The sequence below is a fragment of the Pseudomonas sp. XS1P51 genome, assembly GCF_054897845.1.
The window spans coordinates 3,270,585-3,291,026 of record NZ_CM142707.1; the positions used below are offsets into that span (position 1 = coordinate 3,270,585).

The window sequence follows — 20,442 nt, forward strand, 5'->3', positions numbered from 1 at the left end:
GCGACTACAACTTGATACGCTCGACCTTGCCTACCAGCAACACGTAGGAAAGCGCACCAATCAGTGCAAGCACCGAGATATAGGTGATCGCCGGGGCGAACGAATCACCGGTGGCCAGGAAACCGATGACGATCGGCGTAGTAATCGCCGACAGATTGCCGATGAAGTTGAACACCCCGCCGGTCAGTCCCAACAAACGTGCCGGTGCCAGTGTTGAAACCAGCGACCAGGTGATCGAGGCCAGTCCGTTACCGAAAAATGCCAAGGCAAGGAAGGCAATCACCAGCGGCGTCGACTCGACGAAGTTGGCGCCGATGATCGAGGTGGAAATCAGCAAGCCGCCAATGATCGGCAACTTGCGGGCAAAACCCACCGTGTAACCGCGACGGATCAAAAAGTCGGAGAAGAACCCCGAACACAGCACGCCGACGAAGGCCGCAAGAAACGGCAGCGATGCCAACAGGCCGGACTTGATGAAGTCCATGCCGCGATATTTCACCAGGTAGGTCGGGAACCACGTCAGGAAAAACCACAGCGTCGAGTTGAGGCAGAACTGGCCGAGGTAGATGCCCCACAACTTGCGTTTGGTCAGAACGATGCCGAGGTCGGTCCAGCTGAATTTCGCCTTGACCTTGGCTTGCTCGGCCTGGATATCCACCAGCCCGCCGCCCTCGCGGATCAGCTCGATTTCAGCGTCATTGGCGCCTTTGAAGTCCCGTGGCTCGCGATACACCGCGTACCAGATCACTGCCCAAATGATGCCCACCGCACCGGTGCTGACGAACACCATGTGCCAGCCATATTGGTGCTGCAGCCAGGCCAATACCGGCGTGAGGAACGCCAGGCCGACGAACTGCCCGGAGGTATAGAAACCAATGGCCGTGGCGCGCTCGCGCTCAGGGAACCAGGTGGTGACCACGCGACTGTTGATCGGATACGCCGGCGCTTCCAGGGCGCCAACCGCCATGCGCAAAACGAACAGCGCGATGAAGCTGGCAGCAAAACCAAGCATCACCGTGGCGATCGACCACAACAGCAGTGCAACGCTATAGAGAATGCGCGGCGGAACCCGATCCACCAGCCAGCCGCCGGGGATTTGCATGGCGGCGTAGGTCCAGCCGAACGCCGAGAAAATCAGCCCGACGTGGATCGGATCGATGCCCAGTTCGCTGGTCAGCGCCGGGGCGGCGATGGAAAGGTTGCTGCGGTCCAGGTAGTTGATCACCACGGTGATAAACAGCAGGACCATGATGAAAAAACGCTTGCGGCTGGGCGTCACCAACGACGCCTGCCCGGTGAGGGTTTGCGGTTGCATGGGGAGTGCCTCTTCTTATGTTTATTGAGGTCGTAGACAAGAGTGAACGCCGATCTCCTATCCCTGGAGATCCAACTGTGGGAGCGAGCCTGCTCGCGATGGCGTCGTGTCAGTCACATCAATGTTGGATGTACCACCGTCATCGCGAGCAGGCTCGCTCCCACAGGGTCAGTGGTGTATCGATGACTCACCACTCAGCAAAACTGCCATCGGCATGGCGCCAGATCGGGTTGCGCCAGCGGTGGCCGACCGCCGCACGTTCGATCACGTATTCCTCGTTGATCTCGATCCCCAGGCCAGGGCCATTGGGGATCTTCACGAAGCCTTTGTCGTAGTCGAACACCCGTGGATCCTTGACGTAATCCAGCAGGTCATTGCTCTCGTTGTAATGGATACCCAAGCTCTGTTCCTGAATGAACGCGTTGTAGCAAACCGCGTCCAGTTGCAGGCACGCCGCCAGCGCGATCGGACCCAGCGGGCAATGCAGCGCCAGCGCCACGTCGTAGGCCTCGGCCATGTTGGCGATCTTGCGGGTCTCGGTGATGCCACCCGCGTGGGAAGCATCGGGCTGGATGATGTCGACGTAACCTTCGCTGAGCACACGCTTGAAATCCCAGCGCGAGAACAGCCGTTCACCGAGGGCAATCGGGGTGCTGGTCAGCGGCGCGAGTTCTTTCAGCGCTTCGTAGTTTTCGCTGAGTACCGGCTCCTCGATGAACATCAGTTTGTACGGGTCGAGTTCCTTCATCAGTACCTTGGCCATGGGTTTGTGCACCCGGCCATGGAAGTCCACGCCGATGCCGACGTTCGGCCCCACGGCATCACGCACGGCGGCAACGTTGGCCAGCGCCAGATCAACTTTCTCGAACGAATCGAGGAATTGCAGCTCTTCGGTGCCGTTCATTTTCACCGCGGTAAACCCACGCCCGACCGCCTCCTTCGCGGCGCGAGCGGTGTCCGCCGGGCGGTCGCCACCGATCCACGAATACACACGAATTTTGTCCCGCACCTGGCCGCCCAGCAGGTCACTGACCGACACGCCCAAGGCCTTGCCCTTGATGTCCCACAACGCCTGATCGATACCGGCCAGCGCACTCATGTGGATCGCGCCGCCTCGGTAGAAGCCGCCGCGGTAAAGCACGGTCCAGATGTCTTCGATGTTGCGTGGGTCTTTGCCGATCAGGTAGTCGGACAATTCTTCAACGGCAGCGGCGACCGTGTGGGCGCGGCCTTCGACCACGGGTTCGCCCCAACCGGTCACGCCCTCGTCGGTTTCGACCTTGAGGAAGCACCAGCGCGGCGGAACGATGAAGGTGGTGAGCTTGGTGATTTTCATCTTTTGTCTCTCTTGTTAGATGCAGCGCTCGCAGCGCCAAAAAGTCTTAGCGAAGGGCTTTCCAGGCAGCCACGTAGGCCTTGGCATTCACCGCCACCTCTTCTGCCGTCATGCCCGGTTTGAACAACCCGGAACCGAGGCCGAAGCCTTTGACGCCCGCGTCGATAAACACCTGCATGTTGTCCGGCGTGATGCCGCCGACCGGCGCCAGGATGGTTCCGGCGGGCAATACCGCCAGCCAGGCTTTGACGACTGCGGGTCCCATTTGCTCGGCCGGAAACATTTTCAGTACGTCGGCGCCCTCGGCCAATGCGGCAAAGGCTTCGGTTGGCGTCGCAACACCCGGCGACAGGAACAGCCCTGCCGCCTTCGCCGCGCGCAACACCTTGGCATCGCTGTGGGGCATCACGATCACCTGACCGCCCGCCGCTTTCACTTGCTCGACCTGCTCCGGCGTCAACACCGTGCCCGCGCCGATCAGGCAATCGGCGGGCAAGGTACTGCGCAGGATGCGGATACTTTCGTACGGCTCAGGGGAATTGAGCGGCACCTCGATGACGCGAAATCCGGCCGCATAAAGGACTTCTCCGATAGCGGCCGCTTCTTGCGGGCGCAGGCCGCGCAGGATCGCGATCAGACCGTTTTGCGCCAGTGCTTGCTTGAGCATGTCAGACCTCCAGTCAGGTTTAACGGGATGGGTTCGGTGTGACCAGTCCGGCGGCGAGCGCCAACTGCCACAAGCCACGTTCGGTGGCCTGCTCGGCCAGAATCACCCGGGCAAAGCCACAGGCGTCGAGGGCCCGGCTGTAGCGGGCACAGAGTTGGGCATTACCGATGAGGATGATCGACGGCAGATGCACGCTGTTGCGCCGACGTCGTTGAACGTTGGCCAGCGCCGACAACTCATGGCCGATCAACAGGCCGGACAGATAATCCGGTTGGGCGGTGGCGCTCAGTTCACCGGTCAGCCCCAGGCTGCGAGCACTGAACAGCGTCGACAGCGGACCGATTTCGCCATCCGTCGACAACGCCACTTGCACGCCACGATCAAAGGCATCGCCATCGAAAGACGCACCGCGTTGCTGGGTGCGCCCCAGAATGCTGTGTTCGCTGAGCACGGCGAAGATTTCGCCGGTCATGAAGGTATCGAAATGCACGATGCAGCCGTCGGCCACTTCCACCCATTTCGAATGACTGCCCGGCAGCCCGATCAACAGATCGCTGCCCGCCCCGTCCGGCAGGTTTTGCAGCACGCCCAGCACCTGGGTTTCTTCGCCGCGCATCACGTTCGGCAGGCGCGAACGCTGAATCACGCCCGGCACGATGTGCACGTCAACACCGCGAAGACTGCGAAGGGTTTGTAGGGAAGTTCCGAGATTGGCGACGTTCGCCGGTGTGTCGCGGTAGGCCGCTTCGCGCCAGCCCTGGGCGCTGCCGACCATGCCGCAGGCAATCACCGGCAAGTCGGGCTGCGTGTCGAGCCAGTCACCGCAGGCCTCGTCGAAGGCCAGTTCAAAACCGTCGGTGCATTCCTGGCCAGCGATGATTCGCGGCGTCCGGGGCAGCTGCATGATTCCCGACGACAGCGAACGCTGTTCGAGCACCTGGCCACCCGCGGCAAGTTTGTAAGCACGTAATGAGGTTGTCCCCCAATCGAGCGCGATCAATTGCGCCAGCATCGCTTCACCTGTTTTGTTTATTGGCAGTGAGTGAGCTGGACTATAAACCCGGACGCACAAAAATCTCAATATATAAATATCACTCCCATATATTGGGATATAGATAAAAAAAGATCGCAGCCTTCGGCAGCTCCTTGTATCTCGACTATCGCTCCGTCAGGAGCGATAGTTCTCGACTGATCATCGAGGGAGGGATCTGGAAGACGCGCAGCTCCTTAGGCGTTATGCCTGCAATGTAGATGGTGCTCCAACCCTCCACACTCACTCGTATAGTTCGAACGGTATCTTGGGCCCGTCTTCGGCGAGAGCCCGCATTTGCAAGGTTGGACAGAGTGCAGTGATGATCGCAATTGATCTGATTGGAGGTATTCATGTCCAGTTTCGTTGGCGTCGATGTCGCAAAAAATACTTTTGATATCGCCACTCATCTGCCTAATGGCAAACACAAAACCAAGGCCAAACTCGCTAACGATGCCAAGGGCTTCAAGGAACTTGAGGCTTGGTTGCACAAGCAGGCCGAGCCTTCGGCCCTGATCGTGATGGAAGCCACCAGCGTCTACCACCTGGCGCTCGCCGAGTTTGTTTACAACAAGGGTTATCGGGTCTGTGTGGTCAACCCGGCTACGACCCATGCCTATGCCAACAGCGAACTGCGTCGAGTCAAAACCGATAAAAGCGACGCCAAGCTGATCGCTGACTTCGCCAGAGAAAAACATGAAAAACTGTCGCTCTGGGCCCCGGAACCGCTGAAGTTTCGCCAACTGAAGGCGATGGTTCGCCGCCTCGATGATCTTCAGGAAATGCAGCAAATGGAGCGTAATCGTCTGGACGTGTCCGACGAAAGCGTCAAAGACTCGATCCAGTCGGTACTGCGCCACGTCGAAAAAGAGATCGCTGAGACGCACAAGGTAATCAAGCAACACATCGATGACGACCCCGACATGCGTCAGATGCGCGACTTGATCGTGACCATCGATGGCATCGGCGAAAAAACACTTGAGAGACTACTGGCCGAACTGGGCGACCTGCGCAAATACGACGATCCGCGCAAACTGGTGGCTGCTGCGGGACTCAACCCGAAGCTGCATGACTCGGGCATGCTCAAGGGCCGCACCCCGATCTCGAAAATCGGCTCGGTACGACTGCGCGCCAGCCTCTACATGCCAGGAATCGTGGCGCTGAAACACAACGAAGCAATCATCGCCCTCAAAGACCGCCTGAAGGCCAACGGCAAGGCTCCCAAGCAAATCATCTGTGCCGCGATGCGCAAGCTGCTGCACTTCGTCTATGGCGTGCTCAAGTCGGGTCAACCCTTCGACCCGAAACTTGCGCTTGCTCGGTGAGAGTCAAGACGGTATCTACACGTGATCGTGTGCAACCGCGATATTGCGGCGTACACCGAATCTGTAGGAGCTGCCGAAGGCTGCGATCTTTCAGGATTGATCAGCGACCGTCGGCAAACTCGCGCAGCACTTTCCCATCCATCCGATACCGCACCCACTCTTCCTGTGGCTGCGCGCCAAGGGATTTGTAGAACTCGATCGCCGGTTTGTTCCAGTCCAGCACGCTCCACTCAAAACGCCCGCAATCATTGGCGCAGGCTATTTTTGCCAGGTGTCGCAGCAGGGTTTTACCCGCGCCGCCGCCGCGCTGTTCGGGGGTGATGTAGAGGTCTTCCAGGTACAGGCAGTTGCTGCCCAGCCACGTGGAATAGCTGAAAAAGAACACCGCGAAGCCGATCGGCGAGCCATCGCGCAGGCAGATCAGGCCATGGGCGGTGGCGCCTTCGCTGAACAGGCTGCGCTCGATGTCGGCAACGCTGGCGATGACTTCATGGCGGGCACGTTCGTAGTCGGCCAGTTCAGTGATGAACGCGAGAATTTGCGGTGCATCACTGGGGGTTGCCGGGCGGATCTCGATCGTCATGGACGTGCCTTCGTCAAAGTTGAAAACGCCATACTAAGTCGGCGCTCGTCACATGGGAAATCCTGTGCCAAGCGGCTTTTTGTGGCGAGGGGGCTTGCCCCCGTTGGGTTGCGCAGCAGCCCCAATCAAGACGCCGAAATTTTTCAGGTAGAACGAAACACCGGATTCAGGACTGCTTCGCAGTCCAACGGGGGCAAGCCCCCTCGCCACAAAGGCTCTTTTGCCGGCCTGGACCGCTCGTCGTTCATCAGGCACCAATCCGTATCGGGGGCGGACCAATATCAGGTAAGGACTCTAATAAATGGAGACGACACCATGATCATGTCCAGGTTGACCGCCCTCGCTCTCGCCACCTTGCTGTCCTCTGCCGCTTTCGCCGCGAACACTGCTTCCGGTACCGGCCCGACCCATCCGGTCGAAGGCCCCAAATCCCCAACCACCCAAGGCACGCCCGGTATGAATACCAATGGCACGGGCGTCGACAGCAGCCTGCCTCCGTCCACGGGCACCGACCCACGGATCCAGGGCAACGACGCGGGGCGTCAAGGTGGCATGAACCTGCCGGACACCCGGACACCCGATAACGCCGACACCGGCCTCGGCTCGAAAACCACCACCGGTGGCTCGGGTTCCGAAGGTGGTGCCAGCCAATAGTTCGCCCATGCGAGTGACGCCTATCCATCCCAATGAAGAGGTAACCATGAACGTCGATAAAAACCTGGAAAAAGAAGTCCTGACCCGCCTGCTGCACGCCCACCCGAGTGGCCTGGGCAAGGAGGTCCTGGACAATTACCGGGGGGAGAAAGTCGTGGCCAGCACCCTCGCCACGCTGCAGGAACGCGGGTTGATCCAGCATGGTCATGTGATCTGCAACGAGGCCGGCGAGCACTCGTTAAACCTGCCGATCAAACTCAGTGCCGCCGGGGTTGAGGCGGCGCGCAAGCTGAATATCTAAACGATGCAGAAGCTGGCGAAGCCTGCGATCTTTTGATCTTCAAGCATTCAACGGCAAAATATCGCAGTCTGCGACAGCTCCTGCGAGCAGGAGAAATCCCATGCCTCGTGGAAGCAAAGACAAATACACCGCCGAGCAGAAGCGCAAGGCCGAGCACATCGAAGACAGCTACGAGAAAAAAGGTGTCTCCAAAGATGAGGCAGAAGGCCGCGCCTGGGCGACGGTGAACAAACAGTCGGGTGGCGGTGAACGCAGCGGTGGTTCGGGGCGCAAGAAACCGGCGAGTGCCAAGTCCGACGATCGCAAGGAATCGGCCCGACGCGCGGTGGCCAGCCGTGAAGGTCATTCGCGCAACAGCAAGGCTTCGCGTGATACGCAGACCGTGGACAGTTTGAGGAAGGAGGCCCGGGCGAAGAAGATTCCGGGACGCTCGGGCATGCGTAAGCAGGAATTGATCGAGGCGTTGCGCAAGGCGGGGTAAAGCGAGGATTTGCGCTGAATTTGAAGGCCCCATCGCGAGCAGGCTCGCTCCCACATTGGACGTATGAGCGACACAAATCCCCTGTGGGAGCGAGCCTGCTCGCGATGGCGATCGATCAGGCGCCGGAGGTTTTACTGATCAACGCATCAACCTCAGCAGCCCCCGGCGAAGTCGCCGGCCCCCAGCGGGTCACCGCCAACGCCGCCGCAGCATTCGCCCGCCGCGCCGCTTCAACCGCCGTCAACCCCTGCGCCAACCCGGCCACAAACACCCCGGCATGGGCATCCCCCGCGCCATTGCTGTCCACCGCATCGACCTTGAAGCCCCGCACAGGCTGGCAGTCGCCACGCTGGCTGATCCAGCACCCTTGCGGCCCGTCGCGAACCACCATCAACACCTTCGCCGGCAGATGATCGGCCAGGCGATCCAGCGCCTGGGCAATGTCCGGCGCCCCGGTAAACCGCAGCGCCTCGACACTGTTGCTGGTCCACACATCGATGCGCGGCAGCAAGGTCTGCATCAACGGCTCATCCGGTGAATCCACCAACGGGCCCGGATCGAACACCACGTTGATTGCGCCCGGCAACTCCACGATCCAATCCACCAACGCCTGAGCCTTGCCTTCATGCAGCAAGCTGTAGCCGCTGACATAGACATAGTCGCCCGCCTCGACCGGCACGCTCGCCAGGTCTTCGGCGGTCAACTCACCTTCCGCACCGATATAGGAAATGAAGGTGCGCTCGGCCGACGCGTCGGTCACTGCGACGCACAATCCGGTATCCCGCTTCGCGCGGTGAGCAATGCCGATGCGAATGCCTTCAGCCTTCATCGCCTCACGGGCCAGGTCGCCGAAACGACCGGTGCCGTGGCGACCGAGGTAAACCACCGGCAAGCCATTACGCTGAGCCGCAGCCATCACATTGAAGCCGCCGCCGGCCTCGAAACTGGCGGATTGCGCCAGCACGTCGCCGCCCGACTGAGGCAGTTTATCCACGGCCATGACCAGGTCGATGATGACCTGGCCGGTATGCAACAACCTAGGCATGAGCATTCTCGACCAGCGCGGCGCGACGATCCTTCGCCCCACCGAGTACCCAATAAATCCCGCCAGCCACCAGGAACGTCACGATCCACCCAAGACCGTTATGACCCAGCCAGGAGTCGGACAGGAAGCCGCGGAACCAGACCGTTTGTTCGGTAGTGCCGATGGTGGTGAAGCTGAACCCCAGCACGATCGCCAGCGCCCACGCACCGAACGCACGCCACTCGACGCCGCCGCGATACCAGTAGGCGCTGCTCGGGCTGACGTCCAGCAGGTCCTTGGGGCTGTAGTAATGACGGTGAATCAGGTCAACGACGAAGATCCCGACCCACGCCGTGATCGGCACCGCCAGCAACGAAATGAAGGTAATGAACGGACCGTAGAAACTGTCGGCGATCAGCATGAAGTAGATCGAACCGGCGAAGATCGCCACGATGTCGACCACCACGGCGTAGACACGCTTGACCTTCAAACCGAGGGTCAACGTGGTCAAACCGGCGGAGTACACCGACAGGTTATTCGACAGCAACAGCCCGCCGAACGCGGTGATCAGGTACGGCACGGCCATCCAGGTCGGCAGCATGTCGCGGATCGCGATGATCGGGTCAGTGGCCGAGGCCAGGTCGTTGTTGCCCACCGACAACAGGCCGCCGAGGGTGATCAGCAACACCAGCGGAATCCCCGCACCGAACGCCGCCGAGGCCACCAGGCGCACGGCTTTGACGCTGCGATGCTGATAGCGCGACATGTCGGCACCGGCGTTGGCCCAACCGATCCCGGTGCCGGCGGCCATGGTGCCGATGCCGATGATCATCGCGCTCAGCGGTGCAGGCGTGGCGTTGAACACCGCGCTCCAGTCGATGGTCGCGCAGAGGAAACCGCCCACCAGGATGTTCAGCGCGCCGAACACGTAAGTCGCCCACTTCTGGATCACCAGCAATGTCGCGTGGCCGAGGCCGGACACCGACAGCGTCAGCAGCACGAAAATCGCAATGAAGACCAGGGTCAGCAGCGGCGCGCTTTTGGCTTCCACCGGCGAGCCGAACAGGATCGAGCACAGCGACAGCAACACGAAAGCCGCCGTGGTAGTGTTGACGGTTTCCCAGCCCAGGCGCGACATCAGCGAGACCAGCGTCGGGCCGATATTGCCGCGTACGCCGAAGATGGCTCGCGACAGCGTCAGGCTCGGTGCGCGACCACGGCGACCGGCGATGGAGATGATCCCGACCACCGCGAAGGAACCCGCAGCGCCGAGGATTGCGACGATGACCGCTTGCCAGATTGCCAACCCGCGAAAGGCGACAAGCGTCGCCCCCAGTGGCAGGCCGAGGATGGAAATGTTGGCGGCGAACCAGACCCAGAACAGTTGCAGCGGATGACCGTTGCACTCCGCTTCCGGCACCGGTTCGATGCCTCGGGTTTCCAGTTGCCCGGCGCTTTGCCCGGCGTTCGATGAACTCATGTGAATGCTCCTGTTGCCTTTGTTGTGGTTGTGGGCAGTTTCGGAAATCGACATAACATCCCGGCAATCCTGGCCGTATTCGTGCTTTCCGTTGCGGGTGAAAAATTCAAGTATGCGGCGCGCCTATCGCGAGCAGGCTCGCTCCCACAGGGTATGGTGCAATTCTCAAGGCACTCGCCGTACCTGTGGGAGCGAGCCTGCTCGCGATGGCGTCAGTCCCGTCAGCGCAAAGCCAACAGCCCCTGCACCAACGGTTCCAGCTCCAGATCATTGACGGTTTTGACTTGCTCGATCATCCCGGCCGGCCAACTCTCAAGCCCCAGACAGGCCCCAAGCATCGCCCCGAGAATCGCCGCGATTGTGTCCGTGTCCCCCCCCAGGCTCGCCGCCATGCACAGTGCTTCGAAGGCGTTCATTTCGCCAATGGCCACTTGCTGGGCCAGGGCAAACGAGACCACCACCGATTCCTGCGAAGCTACCGACGTGCCGATCACGTCGTACATCAAATCCGCCAGCATGGCCTTGTCGCTGTCGACGCTGATGGTCCGCGCCCAACTGATGCGCGAAGCGATGCGTCCGCCAGCGACCCAGTGACCATGACCTTCAGCTTGCTGAGCGATTTGCTGGCCCAGGTTCAAGGCTTCGCCCAGGTCCATGCCGTTGATCCCGGCCGAGACTACCGCCGCCACCGCCGCCGCACTGGAAATGCCCAGCGTAGTGTTGTGAGTGACCTGGCAGGCCTGCACCACAGTGCTGATAAAACGTTCCGGATCGGCGACATCCGCTGCGATCCCGATCGGGGTGATGCGCATCGCCGCGCCATTGGTGGTGCCGTAGCGCCCCGCTTCTTCCGCTGAATGGCCAGCGAGGATCATCTCGATCGCGCGTTTGGTCGAAGGGCCGAGCAAGTCTTGCGAGCCCTTGGCCTGCATTTCGGCCTCCCATTTGATCAGCCGTTGGGCCAGCAGCGCCGGTTCGATCCGGCCCTCGCCGTCGATCAACAACTGCGCGACCAGAATCGCCTGTTCGGTGTCGTCGGTGATCGAGCCTTTGGGCATGTTGGCGGCGATCGGTTGATCCGGGCCAGCGTCTTGCAGGTCGGTAATCTCGCCGAAACGCGCCTTGATCTCGGCGCGGCTCAGGGATTGGGTCGGCATGCCCAGCGCATCGCCCAAGGCCAGTCCGTAGAACGCGCCCAGGGCACGATTGAGCACGGTCATTGTGAAGTTCCAAATTGCAGGTGCAGGCGAAAGTGCACGGGGTCGAGCAGGCTTTCGACTTGTTCCATGAAGCGGTTTTGCCGGTCGTACGTGGTGCGCAAGGCCTTGAGGAATACCGTGCCGACCGGACGGCCGAGCAATTTGGCGTCTTCGGCGTTCAAAGGTTCGGCGCCGATCCATTGATCGCCGCGCTCGCCGATATAGCCGTAGGCGGCCAGGGTGATGGTCAGGGAGTTATCGATCAGGCCGACGCGCGGCAGGCTTTCCAGGCCTCCGGTGGCGGGCATCAATGAGCGTTCGAGGGAGACCAGCGTGCCGTCGTTGGAACGGCGGCGTCGGTCGAGGGTAATGAATTGGTCGGTGCCAAAGCGCGACAGCAGGTCAGGACGGGTCACCGCCTCCAGCCGCAGCACTTCGGTATTGATCAGCGCCCCGCTGTCGGCCAGGGCCTGGGCCCAGCCGCTGCGTTGATCGAGCACCACACCGTCGAAGGTGACGATGGAGCCGACACCGCTTTGCGTCGCGATGTAGTTGCGCCGTTTCAATTCAGCCAGGGCTTCGCGCAGCGTGCCTCGGCTGACCTTGAATTCTTGAGCCAACTGATGCTCGCCCGGCAACAGAAAACCGTCCTCCATGAGGCCGCTTTCGATGCGCCGGATGAGTTCGTCGACCACCCGTTGTTTCTTGTCAAATCGTACCTGTCTAATCATGTACAAAGTGATAACCGAAACGGACTGTGGCGAGCAAGGAATATTTTTGGGAAGTGACAAAAGGAGAAGCGACCGCTGTGCGGTCAATCGCGAGCAGGCTCGCTCCCACAGGGGTTTTGCGGCGGACAGTGCACGACACAAATCAACTGTGGGAGCGAGCCTGCTCGCGATGGTGCTGGCATATCCAACATCCATGCGTCAGACCCACCGCTATCGCGAGCAGGCTCGCTCCCACAAGTAATGTGGTGTCAGCGTTGTTTGAGGCGGTCGATCACGACGGCCAACAATAAGATCGAACCGCGAATGACGTACTGATAGAAGGTGTCGATGTTCTTCAGGTTCATCGCATTCTCGATGATCGCCAGTATCAGCACCCCGGCAATCACATGCCGGATCATGCCGATCCCGCCACTCAGCGACACCCCGCCCAACACACAAGCAGAAATCACCGTCAGTTCAAAACCCTGCCCGATCATCGGCTGACCCGAGGTCATGCGCGACGCCAGAATCACCCCGGCCAACGCTCCGATCACCCCATGCACGGCGAAGATGATGATCTTGGTCCGGTCAACGTTCACCCCGGCCAGCAGCGCCGCTTCCTGATTACCGCCAATGGCCATGGTGTTGCGCCCGTAGGTGGTGTAATTCAGCAGCCAGCCGAAAAACAGGAAGCAAACGATAGTGATCAGAATCGGCACCGGCACACCGAACAACTGGCCGTTGCCAAAGACGAAGAACGACTCCTGGGACACGCCCACCGCTTTGCCATTGGCAAAAATGTAAGCCAGGCCGCGAACAATCTGCATGGTCGCCAGCGTGGTAATCAACGCATTGACCCGCAGCTTGGCGATCACGATCCCATTGATCAACCCGACAATCAGCCCCATCACCAGCGCCGCGCTGACACCGAGGAACACGCTGTCGGTGTCGCGCATCACCACTGCCGCGACCACGCCGGCACAGGCAATCACCGACCCCACCGACAGGTCGAAGTGCCCGGACGCCAGGCAATACAACATGGTGCACGCGGCAATCCCGGTGGTGGAAATCGCCAGGCCCAGACCGCGCATGTTCAGCGGCGAAAGGAAGTTGTCGATCAGCAAGGTGCAGAGCACGAAGATCCCGACGGCCGCCAGCAGCATCACCCAGTCATCGAGAAAGCGCCGCAGGTCCAGAGGTTTGCGCTGGGTTGGCAAAGCGTTGTTTTGGATTGTCATAGTCACCTCTCAGTTCGCCACGCCGTCAGCGCGTTGGCGTGGCAAAGCCAGTTGCAGCAGGTTGGATTCATTGGCCTGGGCGCGAGACAGTTCGCCGCGCATCGCGCCTTCGCAGAGCACCAGGATGCGGTCGGAAATACCCATGACTTCCATCAGGTCGCTGGACACCACAATCACCGCGATGCCGCTGGCGGCCAGGTTATGGATGATCTGGTAGATCTCGGCTTTAGCACCGATGTCGATGCCGCGAGTCGGTTCGTCGAGCAGCAGGACTTTCATCGGCATCGACAGCCAGCGACCGAGAATGGCCTTCTGCTGATTGCCACCGGACAGGTACATGATTTTCTGCGCCGCACTGGGCGTCTTCACTTTCAGTGCCTTGATCTGCTTGTCGGCGTTGCCCTTTTCCCACAGGCCGCGCAGCAGGCAGCCGAAGGTGGAATGAGCGCCGCGAGCGCTGATGTTGATGTTCTCGGCGACGCTGGAGAGCGGCATGATGCCCTCCCTCTTGCGGTCCTCCGGGCACAGCAGAATCCCCGCGGCAATCGCATCCCGGGGTGAACGCAGCTTCAGTTCATGACCGCGCAATTCCAGGCGTCCGGCCGTGTTGCGCGTCAGTCCACTGAGCATCCGGAACAGCTCCGTACGCCCCGCGCCGACCAGGCCGAACAGCCCCAGAATCTCGCCTTTGTGCACCTCGAAACTCACCGGCTCGCGCAAGCCTGGCCCCAGCAAGCCGTCGACCTTGAGCGCCACCGCGCCACGTTTGCGGTGGCGGTAATCGTAAATATCCTGAATATCGCGACCGACCATGCACGTGACCAGTTGATCGTGAGTCAGCTCGCTCATGTCCTCGAAAGTGCGCACGAAGCGACCGTCCTTGAACACCGTCACCGCATTGCAGATACGGAACACTTCTTCCATGCGATGGGAAACGTACAGCACCACTTTGCCTTCGTCCCGCAGGCGACCGATGATCGCCATCAAGCGATCGATTTCACGCGCCGAGAGGCTGCTGGTCGGTTCGTCGAAGGCAATCACATGCGCGCCTCGGGACAACGCCTTGGCGATTTCCACCAGTTGCCGCTGGCCGAGGGACAGCCGCCCGACTTTCTCTTGCGGATCGACTTCATCGGCCAGGCCTTTGAGGCAGGCCAGCGCTTGCTGACGCAGTGCGCCGCGATTGATCAGGCCGAAACTGGCTGGCAAGTGACCGAGGAACAGGTTTTCCGCCACGGTCATTTCCGGCACCAGGTGCAACTCCTGATGGATCACCGCGACGCCGCTGCCGATGCTGTCAGCCGTGGACTTGAAGACCATCGTCTGCTCGCCGATCTGCAGGTCACCGCTGCTCGGCGTGTAGGCACCGCCGAGGATTTTCAGCAGCGTCGACTTGCCGGCGCCGTTCTCGCCCATCAAGGCGTGAACCTGCCCTGGGTGGGCGAGGAAGCTGATGCCGTCCAGCGCTTTAACCCCTGGAAAGGTCTTGCCGATCCCGTTGAAGCGCAAGCTGCCACTGCCACTAAAAGAACAGCCGCTGTGTTGTTGTGTTTTTGTTTGCGCCATAACCCACCTCTTCACACAGATCAGGCAGCACCGTCGCCAGGGCCGCCGGTGAAATCAACCGGCCCTCAGTTCCACAGGCCGATCTTTTCCAGTTCCTGCTTGAAGTTCTCGCGCGTGATCAGCGTCACGTCGTCCATCGCGGTGTATTTCGGCGGTTCTTTGCCGGTGGTGACCCACTCGTACATCATGCTCGCGGTGTTGTAGCCCTCGATGTGCGGGCTCGGCAGCATTGAGCCGAAGAAGCCGCTGTTGGGTTTCTTCAATTCGCCGATGGCGTCGGTGCCGTTGATGCCGATGCCGATCACGTTGGTGGCGGCAAAACCGGCGCTCTCGGTGGCACGCACGCCGCCCAGCACGGTGTTGTCGTTCATCCCGCCGATGATCAGGTTTTTCGCCGCGCTCGGCAGTTTCACCAACGCCGAGTTGGTGGCGTCCATGCTGCCCGGCACGTCGAGGGTTTTCAGCGCCGAGAACAGGATGTGGTCTTTAGGCATCCCGGCGTCTTCCAGCGCTTTGACCGAGCCGTCGGTGCGCTTCTTGCCGGTGTCGAGTTCGTTGAAGGTATTGATCACCGCGTACGTGTCTTTCCAGTCCCAGCCGCGTTTTTTCGCTTCGGTGGCCATGGCGTTGCCTTGTTTCTGGCCGACTTCAAACGCGGCCATGCCCAGGTACGGAACATCTTCCATGAATTTGCCGCTGGCATCGACGAAGCGGTCATCGACAGCGATCACTTTCAAGCCGTTGAGCTTGGCCTTGGCCATGATGGCCGGGCCGAGGGACACGTCCGGCGGGCAGATCACGAAGCCCTTGGCGCCGTTGGCGGCCAGGCTGTCGATGGCCGAGAGGGTTTTCTCGCCGTCCGGCACGGCGATTTTGATCACCGTGAAGCCTTTCTCTTTGCCGGCCTTTTCGGCAAACGCCCATTCGGTCTGGAACCAGGGCTCTTCCGCCTGCTTGACCAGAAAACCGATCTTCACTTCTTCGGCCGCCAGCAAGGTGCTGCTCAGGCTGACCGCAGTGACCGCCAAAGCGGCACAGCACAGGGAACGGATCCCACGACGACGATTCATAAGCTGACTCCTTGTTATTTTTTTTGAGAGTTCTGAAAACCGATGCAGCGTTCAAACCATGCAGCCAATAGTCATATCGTATGATGATTGGATTTAAGACGTAATTCCGTGCCTCAAACTCGGGTTATTCAGTCGTGGTACATGACCGAGCGACCACCATCGATGGTGATGCACGAAGCATTGATGAACGGCGCCTCATCGCTGGCCAGGAACACTGCCGTCATGGCCACTTCAATCGGCTGGCCGATGCGCCGTGGCGGGTGCAGATCGAAAGCCCGCTGACGCTCGGCGTGGGGGTCGGCAAAACCGTTCCAGTAATCGACGTTCAGTTGGGTTTCGATGTAGCCCGGTGCGATGGCGTTGACGCGAATGCCCTTCGGCGCATATTCGATGCCCAAGGCACGGGTCAGACCGAGCAAACCGTGCTTGGCCACCGGGTACGGGAAGCAGCCCGGAATGATGTGAGTGGAATGGGTCGAGGCGATGTTGATGATGCTGCCGATGCCCTGCTCGATCATGTGCGGCAACACAGCCTTGCAGCCGTACCAGGCGCCGTCGAGGTCGATGGCGAAGCAGCGGCGCCAGTCTTCTTCAGTCATTTCCAATGGATCGCGAAACACGTTGATCCCGGCGCAGTTGACCAGTACGTCAATGCGTCCGTGCAGCTCGATGGCCAGTTTGGCCATGGCGTGCAGGTCTTGCTGGCTGGACACGTCAGCCTTGATCGCCTGAACATCAAAGCCTTTGTCACGCCAGTGCGCCGCGACTTTTTCGACTTTCTCGCCCTGGATATCACTGATGATCAACCTGGCCTGCTGGGAAGCGAAGGTCGCGACGATGGCTTCGCCGATGCCCTGAGCGGCGCCGGTCAGCAGCACGACCTTGTTTTTCAGGCGCTCACCCTTGGGCGGCTCGGGCACCGGTGGCAAGGAAAGAGGTTCAGCCATGGATCAAGACTCCTGTTCGAAGGCACGACGAAAGCCGGGCATCTGTCGATGTCCGGTCGGAAAGCATTTGGGAATAGGAAGGCAGGCGCGAAAACGCCCGGGCGCCAAGACGGCCTGAAGCACTGGCTCCGCACGGGAGTGCGGTGGGATATCGCTGCATCACTTCACCTGTTTTGTTTTTTTAAGTGTGAGTGCGTGTCACTGATGGAGCCGACTATAAACCCGACCGCCGAATAATCTCAATATATAATTTTACATCCCATATTTTGGGATTTACCCGGCGAATCGAGTGCAAGGTTTTCCGACCACATCGACTCGAACCGATAGCAACGCGCCGTCCAACGGATGGTTGCGCGGGCTTGCGGCACTGGTGATGTAGAGGGTTTTGAAGTCTTCGCCGCCGAATACACAACTGGTGGGGCGGCTGACCGGGAGTTCGATCACGCGATCGACATGACCGTCCGGCGTCAGTCTGAGCAGGCAACTGCCATCCCAGCGCGCGTTCCAGATGAAACCTTCGGCATCCATCGCCGAGCCATCCGGGCCGCCGCGATCATGGGGACCGAACCACACGTACGCGGTGTCGAGGTTGCCATCGGTGTGGATGAAGTGCCGGTACAGCGTGCTGTCCAGGCTGTCGCCGAAGTAGAGCGTGGTGGCGTCATCGCTCCACAACAAGGTGTTGGGAATGCCCAGCCCTCGAAGCAACGGCGTGACCCGCGCATCGCGATCGATGCGGAACAGGCCGCCGGAGCGACGCAGGATGGGCAGGTCTTCACCCTGCTCGCCAATGTTGTTCTGCATGGTGCCCAGCCAGAGTCGGCCCAAGGCATCGCAGCGGGCCTCGTTGGCGCGATTGCCGGGTTGCGGATCGGCGACGCAGAGCAAGGTCAGTCGCGGTTCAAGGCCGGGGGAATCCAGGTCCAGCCGATAGACGCCACTGCTCAACGTCACCAGCGCATCACCGCTATCGCAGGGTATGAAGGCGGACACATGCTCCGGCATCTGCCAGATCTGTACGTTGGCGCCGATCAACCGCAGCGCTTGCTTGCCGGCAATATCAACCCAGTACAGCGCCTGGGTCGGCGCATCCCAGAACGGGCCTTCGCCGAGTTGCGCACGGTGTTGAGTGACCGCAGTCCACTCCATGAAACCTCCTGCCTTCGTTTCGCTTTTATGTGGGAGCCTGCTCGCGATTGCGGTGGGTCAGGCGACATCTATGCCGGATGTGACGCCATCGCGAGCAGGCTCGCTCCCACAGGGGTCTTTATTTTCAGCTGGCTTTTCTGTCGGCCATGACTTGCGGGTAGAAACGTTTGATTGCCAGGTCAGCGTTGTCGATCAGCGTCATGCAGGCCCAGACACCGCGCGCGGCATCACGGGCGGCGATGGCGTCGGCCATGTCTTTGTGAATCGGTAGCGTGCGGCGCAGTTCATCCGGGTCGGCGGCAGACACCTCGAACGACACCGCCAGCAGTGCGCCGAGGGCCGGGACCATTTGTTCGATGAATTGATTGTGGCTGGCGGCGAGGATGCATTCGTGGAAGAACTGGTCGGCGCGGTTGTAATCGAGGCCGCTGTCGACGGCCCTCTCCAGTGCGTTGTAAGCCTGAAGGATGGCTTGAACCTGTTCGACGGTAGCGCGCTCGCAGGCCCAGCGCACGGCCATCGGTTCAATGGTGCGGCGCAGGTCGAGCAAGTCGTCGACGAAGTTTTCCGGCAGGCCACTGCGCGAAAGCCAGCCTACGACTTGCGGATCGAAGAGGTTCCAGCGCCGCACCGGCAATACCCGTGTACCGACCTTCGGCCCGACTTCAAGCATGCCTTTGGCGACCAGCGTCTTGATGGCTTCGCGGATGACGGTCCGGCTCACACCCAGTTGCTGACCGAGGTCGGCTTCGACCTTGATGGTTTCACCCGGCTTCACCTGGCCGGTGGCGATCCAGCAACCCAGCCAATCGACCGTCGACGCGTGAAAACTGCTGGACATGGGCACCTCGATACAGGGACGGCACAAAGCCGTTCGCGATGGATACCCACGCTAATCATCATATGATTGGGTGTCAATTTGATTTTCAGAGTAGGGGGTACGCAAATGTGGGAGCGAGCCTGCTCGCGATGGCGGAGTAACAGGCAACAGTGATGTTGAATGTCATGCCCTCATCGCGAGCAGGCTCGCTCCCACATTTTTTACCGGTTACGGCTCCAGGCCGATGGGGAAGAACTCGCCACCGCTCCACACGCCTAACCAGCGCTGCCCGTCGATCTCGCGAGTCACCGCCAGCTCCACCAGTTGGTAGAACACATTCCGGTGGATCAGGGCTTCGAGGTTGGTGCGTATATGCACGTACGGTGCCGGCTCTTGTGTCACCGGATCGATCACCACGCGCATGGCATGTTCGGCGCCGGCTTCGGCGGTTTCATCGACGTTGGTGGTGAAGCGCAGGATCTGGGACTCACCTTCGCCTTCAACCTCCACGGCAATCGCCACGAAAGGCGCATCGTCGACTTTGATGCCGACCTTCTCGACCGGGGTGATGAGGAAGTAATCATCGCCGTCGCGGCGAATGATGGTGGAGAACAGCTTGACCATCGGCTTGCGCCCGATCGGGGTGCCCAGGTAATACCAGGTGCCGTCGCGGGCGATGCGCATGTCGATGTCGCCGCAGAAGTCGGGGTTCCACAGGTGGACCGGTGGCAAGCCTTTGGTTTTGGGGATTTGCCCCAACAGATCGTTGGCTTTTTGCGGGCCACTCATGGCGTTCTCCTTTGGGTTACTGGTCGCTGAGCCCCAGCAGGCTACGAGCGTATTGCTCCAGCGGCGGGCCCATCAGGTCTTCCGGCTTTTTGTCGTGGAACGTCAGTAAACCGCCACGACTCTTGATACGTGCAGTATCAATCAAATACTGGGTGCTGGTCTCGATCAACATGACCTGAATGACGCCGGTGTCGATGCCGAGGCGATCCACGGCCTCCTGATCCAGCCACTCATCCGAGTTGCCGATGCGGTCGTCGGACTTGGCGAAACGGGTATAGAGCAGGTAATGCGCCCCGGCAGCACGGGCCTCGCCCATGGCCTGGTCAAGACCTGCCGGCGCCCGGGCGCGGCGGACCATCGGGAAGTATTCGATAAAGCCATCGAAGGCGACTTCGGCGATCACGTTAGGTCGTGGGTAAACAGCGCTGCCTGCCGGCACAAAGGCGCCCTGGGCGATGTAGACGAACGAGTCCGGCTGAATGCGGATGTTGTTCACACGGCGACTGTCGCTATGGTCGAGTAGCCCCGCGTCGCTCATGTGGTAGCGAGTCCCTTCGGCCAAATCGCTGACATTCATGCAGCCACCAAGCGCCAAAACGGCCAGCAGCAAAACCAGGCTACGCATCCTACCCTCCAGAGGCCGGTGACGGAAAACCGGCGAATGGCCATGGGATGCAGCTTCCGCGCCAGCTCATGTTCATCGTCGCCTGATAGATCGCAATCGCGAGCAGGCTCGCTCCCACCATGGTTGCGCAGAA

Annotated in this window: 21 protein-coding genes; 4 read left to right on the top strand and 17 right to left on the bottom strand. The window is 60.5% G+C overall.

What is annotated here, in order from left to right:
* Positions 1–4: 4 nt before the first annotated feature.
* The 4 genes from ACYZUD_RS15100 to ACYZUD_RS15115 form a co-directional block, all read right to left on the bottom strand.
* Positions 5–1,315, bottom strand: a complete 1,311-nt coding sequence (locus ACYZUD_RS15100; protein WP_462024712.1) for an MFS transporter — start codon at positions 1,313–1,315, stop codon at positions 5–7.
* Positions 1,316–1,502: 187 nt separating this feature from the next.
* Complete coding sequence (gene dgoD, locus ACYZUD_RS15105; protein ID WP_045061702.1) at positions 1,503–2,651, bottom strand: galactonate dehydratase; 1,149 nt, start codon at positions 2,649–2,651, stop codon at positions 1,503–1,505.
* A gap of 46 nt (positions 2,652–2,697) precedes the next feature.
* Positions 2,698–3,318 (bottom strand): 2-dehydro-3-deoxy-6-phosphogalactonate aldolase, encoded by a 621-nt coding sequence (locus ACYZUD_RS15110; RefSeq protein ID WP_046049101.1) that lies wholly within the window; start codon positions 3,316–3,318, stop codon positions 2,698–2,700.
* A gap of 19 nt (positions 3,319–3,337) precedes the next feature.
* Positions 3,338–4,330: a 2-dehydro-3-deoxygalactonokinase gene (locus ACYZUD_RS15115; RefSeq protein WP_462024713.1), complete on the bottom strand. Its 993-nt coding sequence runs from the start codon at positions 4,328–4,330 to the stop codon at positions 3,338–3,340.
* Between the two features lie 371 nt (positions 4,331–4,701).
* On the opposite strand from ACYZUD_RS15115, the gene ACYZUD_RS15120 reads away from it, so the two are divergent.
* Positions 4,702–5,673, top strand: a complete 972-nt coding sequence (locus ACYZUD_RS15120; RefSeq protein ID WP_462019512.1) for an IS110 family RNA-guided transposase — start codon at positions 4,702–4,704, stop codon at positions 5,671–5,673.
* Between the two features lie 100 nt (positions 5,674–5,773).
* Here the strand turns inward: ACYZUD_RS15120 and ACYZUD_RS15125 are convergent, their stop codons facing one another.
* A complete protein-coding gene (locus ACYZUD_RS15125; RefSeq protein WP_462024714.1) occupies positions 5,774–6,256 on the bottom strand; it encodes a GNAT family N-acetyltransferase in 483 nt (160 codons plus the stop codon).
* Between the two features lie 315 nt (positions 6,257–6,571).
* Here ACYZUD_RS15125 and ACYZUD_RS15130 point away from each other — a divergent pair, with 315 nt between their 5' ends.
* The 3 genes from ACYZUD_RS15130 (at position 6,572) to ACYZUD_RS15140 (ending at position 7,692) form a co-directional block, all read left to right on the top strand.
* Complete coding sequence (locus tag ACYZUD_RS15130) at positions 6,572–6,910, top strand: hypothetical protein (protein ID WP_462024715.1); 339 nt, start codon at positions 6,572–6,574, stop codon at positions 6,908–6,910.
* Between the two features lie 46 nt (positions 6,911–6,956).
* The gene (locus tag ACYZUD_RS15135) at positions 6,957–7,211 is read left to right on the top strand and encodes a hypothetical protein (protein ID WP_462024716.1); all 255 of its coding nucleotides are present in this window, start codon (positions 6,957–6,959) and stop codon (positions 7,209–7,211) included.
* Between the two features lie 100 nt (positions 7,212–7,311).
* Positions 7,312–7,692 (top strand): Rho termination factor N-terminal domain-containing protein, encoded by a 381-nt coding sequence (locus ACYZUD_RS15140; RefSeq protein ID WP_462024717.1) that lies wholly within the window; start codon positions 7,312–7,314, stop codon positions 7,690–7,692.
* Positions 7,693–7,807: 115 nt separating this feature from the next.
* Here ACYZUD_RS15140 and ACYZUD_RS15145 read toward each other — a convergent pair whose 3' ends face one another.
* From ACYZUD_RS15145 to ACYZUD_RS15200, 12 genes are all read right to left on the bottom strand, one after another.
* A complete protein-coding gene (locus ACYZUD_RS15145) occupies positions 7,808–8,737 on the bottom strand; it encodes a PfkB family carbohydrate kinase (protein WP_462024718.1) in 930 nt (309 codons plus the stop codon).
* Positions 8,730–10,196 (bottom strand): purine-cytosine permease family protein, encoded by a 1,467-nt coding sequence (locus ACYZUD_RS15150; protein ID WP_462024719.1) that lies wholly within the window; start codon positions 10,194–10,196, stop codon positions 8,730–8,732. The genes ACYZUD_RS15145 and ACYZUD_RS15150 overlap by 8 nt, the downstream gene beginning before the upstream one ends.
* Before the next feature lie 221 nt (positions 10,197–10,417).
* Positions 10,418–11,416, bottom strand: coding sequence for an ADP-ribosylglycohydrolase family protein (locus ACYZUD_RS15155; protein WP_462024720.1), 999 nt, complete (start codon positions 11,414–11,416; stop codon positions 10,418–10,420).
* Positions 11,413–12,126 carry a GntR family transcriptional regulator gene (locus ACYZUD_RS15160; RefSeq protein WP_462024721.1) on the bottom strand — a complete coding sequence of 238 codons (714 nt, stop codon included), beginning with the start codon at positions 12,124–12,126 and terminating at the stop codon, positions 11,413–11,415. The genes ACYZUD_RS15155 and ACYZUD_RS15160 overlap by 4 nt, the downstream gene beginning before the upstream one ends.
* Before the next feature lie 248 nt (positions 12,127–12,374).
* Positions 12,375–13,343, bottom strand: coding sequence for an L-arabinose ABC transporter permease AraH (araH, locus tag ACYZUD_RS15165; protein ID WP_462024722.1), 969 nt, complete (start codon positions 13,341–13,343; stop codon positions 12,375–12,377).
* 9 nt (positions 13,344–13,352) lie between these two features.
* Positions 13,353–14,909 carry an L-arabinose ABC transporter ATP-binding protein AraG gene (araG, locus tag ACYZUD_RS15170; RefSeq protein ID WP_462024723.1) on the bottom strand — a complete coding sequence of 519 codons (1,557 nt, stop codon included), beginning with the start codon at positions 14,907–14,909 and terminating at the stop codon, positions 13,353–13,355.
* A 65-nt stretch (positions 14,910–14,974) separates the two neighbouring features.
* A complete protein-coding gene (locus tag ACYZUD_RS15175) occupies positions 14,975–15,979 on the bottom strand; it encodes a substrate-binding domain-containing protein (protein ID WP_462024724.1) in 1,005 nt (334 codons plus the stop codon).
* Between the two features lie 128 nt (positions 15,980–16,107).
* On the bottom strand, positions 16,108–16,926 hold the full coding sequence (locus ACYZUD_RS15180; RefSeq protein WP_462024725.1) for an SDR family oxidoreductase: 819 nt from the start codon (positions 16,924–16,926) through the stop codon (positions 16,108–16,110).
* Positions 16,927–17,199: 273 nt separating this feature from the next.
* Entirely contained in the window at positions 17,200–18,075 is an 876-nt protein-coding gene (locus tag ACYZUD_RS15185) for an SMP-30/gluconolactonase/LRE family protein (protein WP_462024726.1), read from the bottom strand.
* A 124-nt stretch (positions 18,076–18,199) separates the two neighbouring features.
* Positions 18,200–18,916 (bottom strand): FadR/GntR family transcriptional regulator, encoded by a 717-nt coding sequence (locus tag ACYZUD_RS15190; protein ID WP_462024727.1) that lies wholly within the window; start codon positions 18,914–18,916, stop codon positions 18,200–18,202.
* 207 nt (positions 18,917–19,123) lie between these two features.
* Positions 19,124–19,684, bottom strand: a complete 561-nt coding sequence (locus ACYZUD_RS15195) for a DUF1285 domain-containing protein (RefSeq protein ID WP_462024728.1) — start codon at positions 19,682–19,684, stop codon at positions 19,124–19,126.
* A gap of 16 nt (positions 19,685–19,700) precedes the next feature.
* Positions 19,701–20,309, bottom strand: a complete 609-nt coding sequence (locus tag ACYZUD_RS15200; protein WP_462024729.1) for a DUF4823 domain-containing protein — start codon at positions 20,307–20,309, stop codon at positions 19,701–19,703.
* Positions 20,310–20,442: the final 133 nt, after the last annotated feature.

Bases quoted from the DNA above. Each gene is read 5' to 3' on its own strand.
- ACYZUD_RS15100 (WP_462024712.1), bottom strand. From the start codon at position 1,315: ATGCAACCGCAAACCCTCACCGGGCAGGCGTCGTTGGTGACGCCCAGC.
- dgoD (WP_045061702.1), bottom strand. From the start codon at position 2,651: ATGAAAATCACCAAGCTCACCACCTTCATCGTTCCGCCGCGCTGGTGC.
- ACYZUD_RS15110 (WP_046049101.1), bottom strand. From the start codon at position 3,318: ATGCTCAAGCAAGCACTGGCGCAAAACGGTCTGATCGCGATCCTGCGC.
- ACYZUD_RS15115 (WP_462024713.1), bottom strand. From the start codon at position 4,330: ATGCTGGCGCAATTGATCGCGCTCGATTGGGGGACAACCTCATTACGT.
- ACYZUD_RS15120 (WP_462019512.1), top strand. From the start codon at position 4,702: ATGTCCAGTTTCGTTGGCGTCGATGTCGCAAAAAATACTTTTGATATC.
- ACYZUD_RS15125 (WP_462024714.1), bottom strand. From the start codon at position 6,256: ATGACGATCGAGATCCGCCCGGCAACCCCCAGTGATGCACCGCAAATT.
- ACYZUD_RS15130 (WP_462024715.1), top strand. From the start codon at position 6,572: ATGATCATGTCCAGGTTGACCGCCCTCGCTCTCGCCACCTTGCTGTCC.
- ACYZUD_RS15135 (WP_462024716.1), top strand. From the start codon at position 6,957: ATGAACGTCGATAAAAACCTGGAAAAAGAAGTCCTGACCCGCCTGCTG.
- ACYZUD_RS15140 (WP_462024717.1), top strand. From the start codon at position 7,312: ATGCCTCGTGGAAGCAAAGACAAATACACCGCCGAGCAGAAGCGCAAG.
- ACYZUD_RS15145 (WP_462024718.1), bottom strand. From the start codon at position 8,737: ATGCCTAGGTTGTTGCATACCGGCCAGGTCATCATCGACCTGGTCATG.
- ACYZUD_RS15150 (WP_462024719.1), bottom strand. From the start codon at position 10,196: ATGAGTTCATCGAACGCCGGGCAAAGCGCCGGGCAACTGGAAACCCGA.
- ACYZUD_RS15155 (WP_462024720.1), bottom strand. From the start codon at position 11,416: ATGACCGTGCTCAATCGTGCCCTGGGCGCGTTCTACGGACTGGCCTTG.
- ACYZUD_RS15160 (WP_462024721.1), bottom strand. From the start codon at position 12,126: ATGATTAGACAGGTACGATTTGACAAGAAACAACGGGTGGTCGACGAA.
- araH (WP_462024722.1), bottom strand. From the start codon at position 13,343: ATGACAATCCAAAACAACGCTTTGCCAACCCAGCGCAAACCTCTGGAC.
- araG (WP_462024723.1), bottom strand. From the start codon at position 14,909: ATGGCGCAAACAAAAACACAACAACACAGCGGCTGTTCTTTTAGTGGC.
- ACYZUD_RS15175 (WP_462024724.1), bottom strand. From the start codon at position 15,979: ATGAATCGTCGTCGTGGGATCCGTTCCCTGTGCTGTGCCGCTTTGGCG.
- ACYZUD_RS15180 (WP_462024725.1), bottom strand. From the start codon at position 16,926: ATGGCTGAACCTCTTTCCTTGCCACCGGTGCCCGAGCCGCCCAAGGGT.
- ACYZUD_RS15185 (WP_462024726.1), bottom strand. From the start codon at position 18,075: ATGGAGTGGACTGCGGTCACTCAACACCGTGCGCAACTCGGCGAAGGC.
- ACYZUD_RS15190 (WP_462024727.1), bottom strand. From the start codon at position 18,916: ATGTCCAGCAGTTTTCACGCGTCGACGGTCGATTGGCTGGGTTGCTGG.
- ACYZUD_RS15195 (WP_462024728.1), bottom strand. From the start codon at position 19,684: ATGAGTGGCCCGCAAAAAGCCAACGATCTGTTGGGGCAAATCCCCAAA.
- ACYZUD_RS15200 (WP_462024729.1), bottom strand. From the start codon at position 20,309: ATGCGTAGCCTGGTTTTGCTGCTGGCCGTTTTGGCGCTTGGTGGCTGC.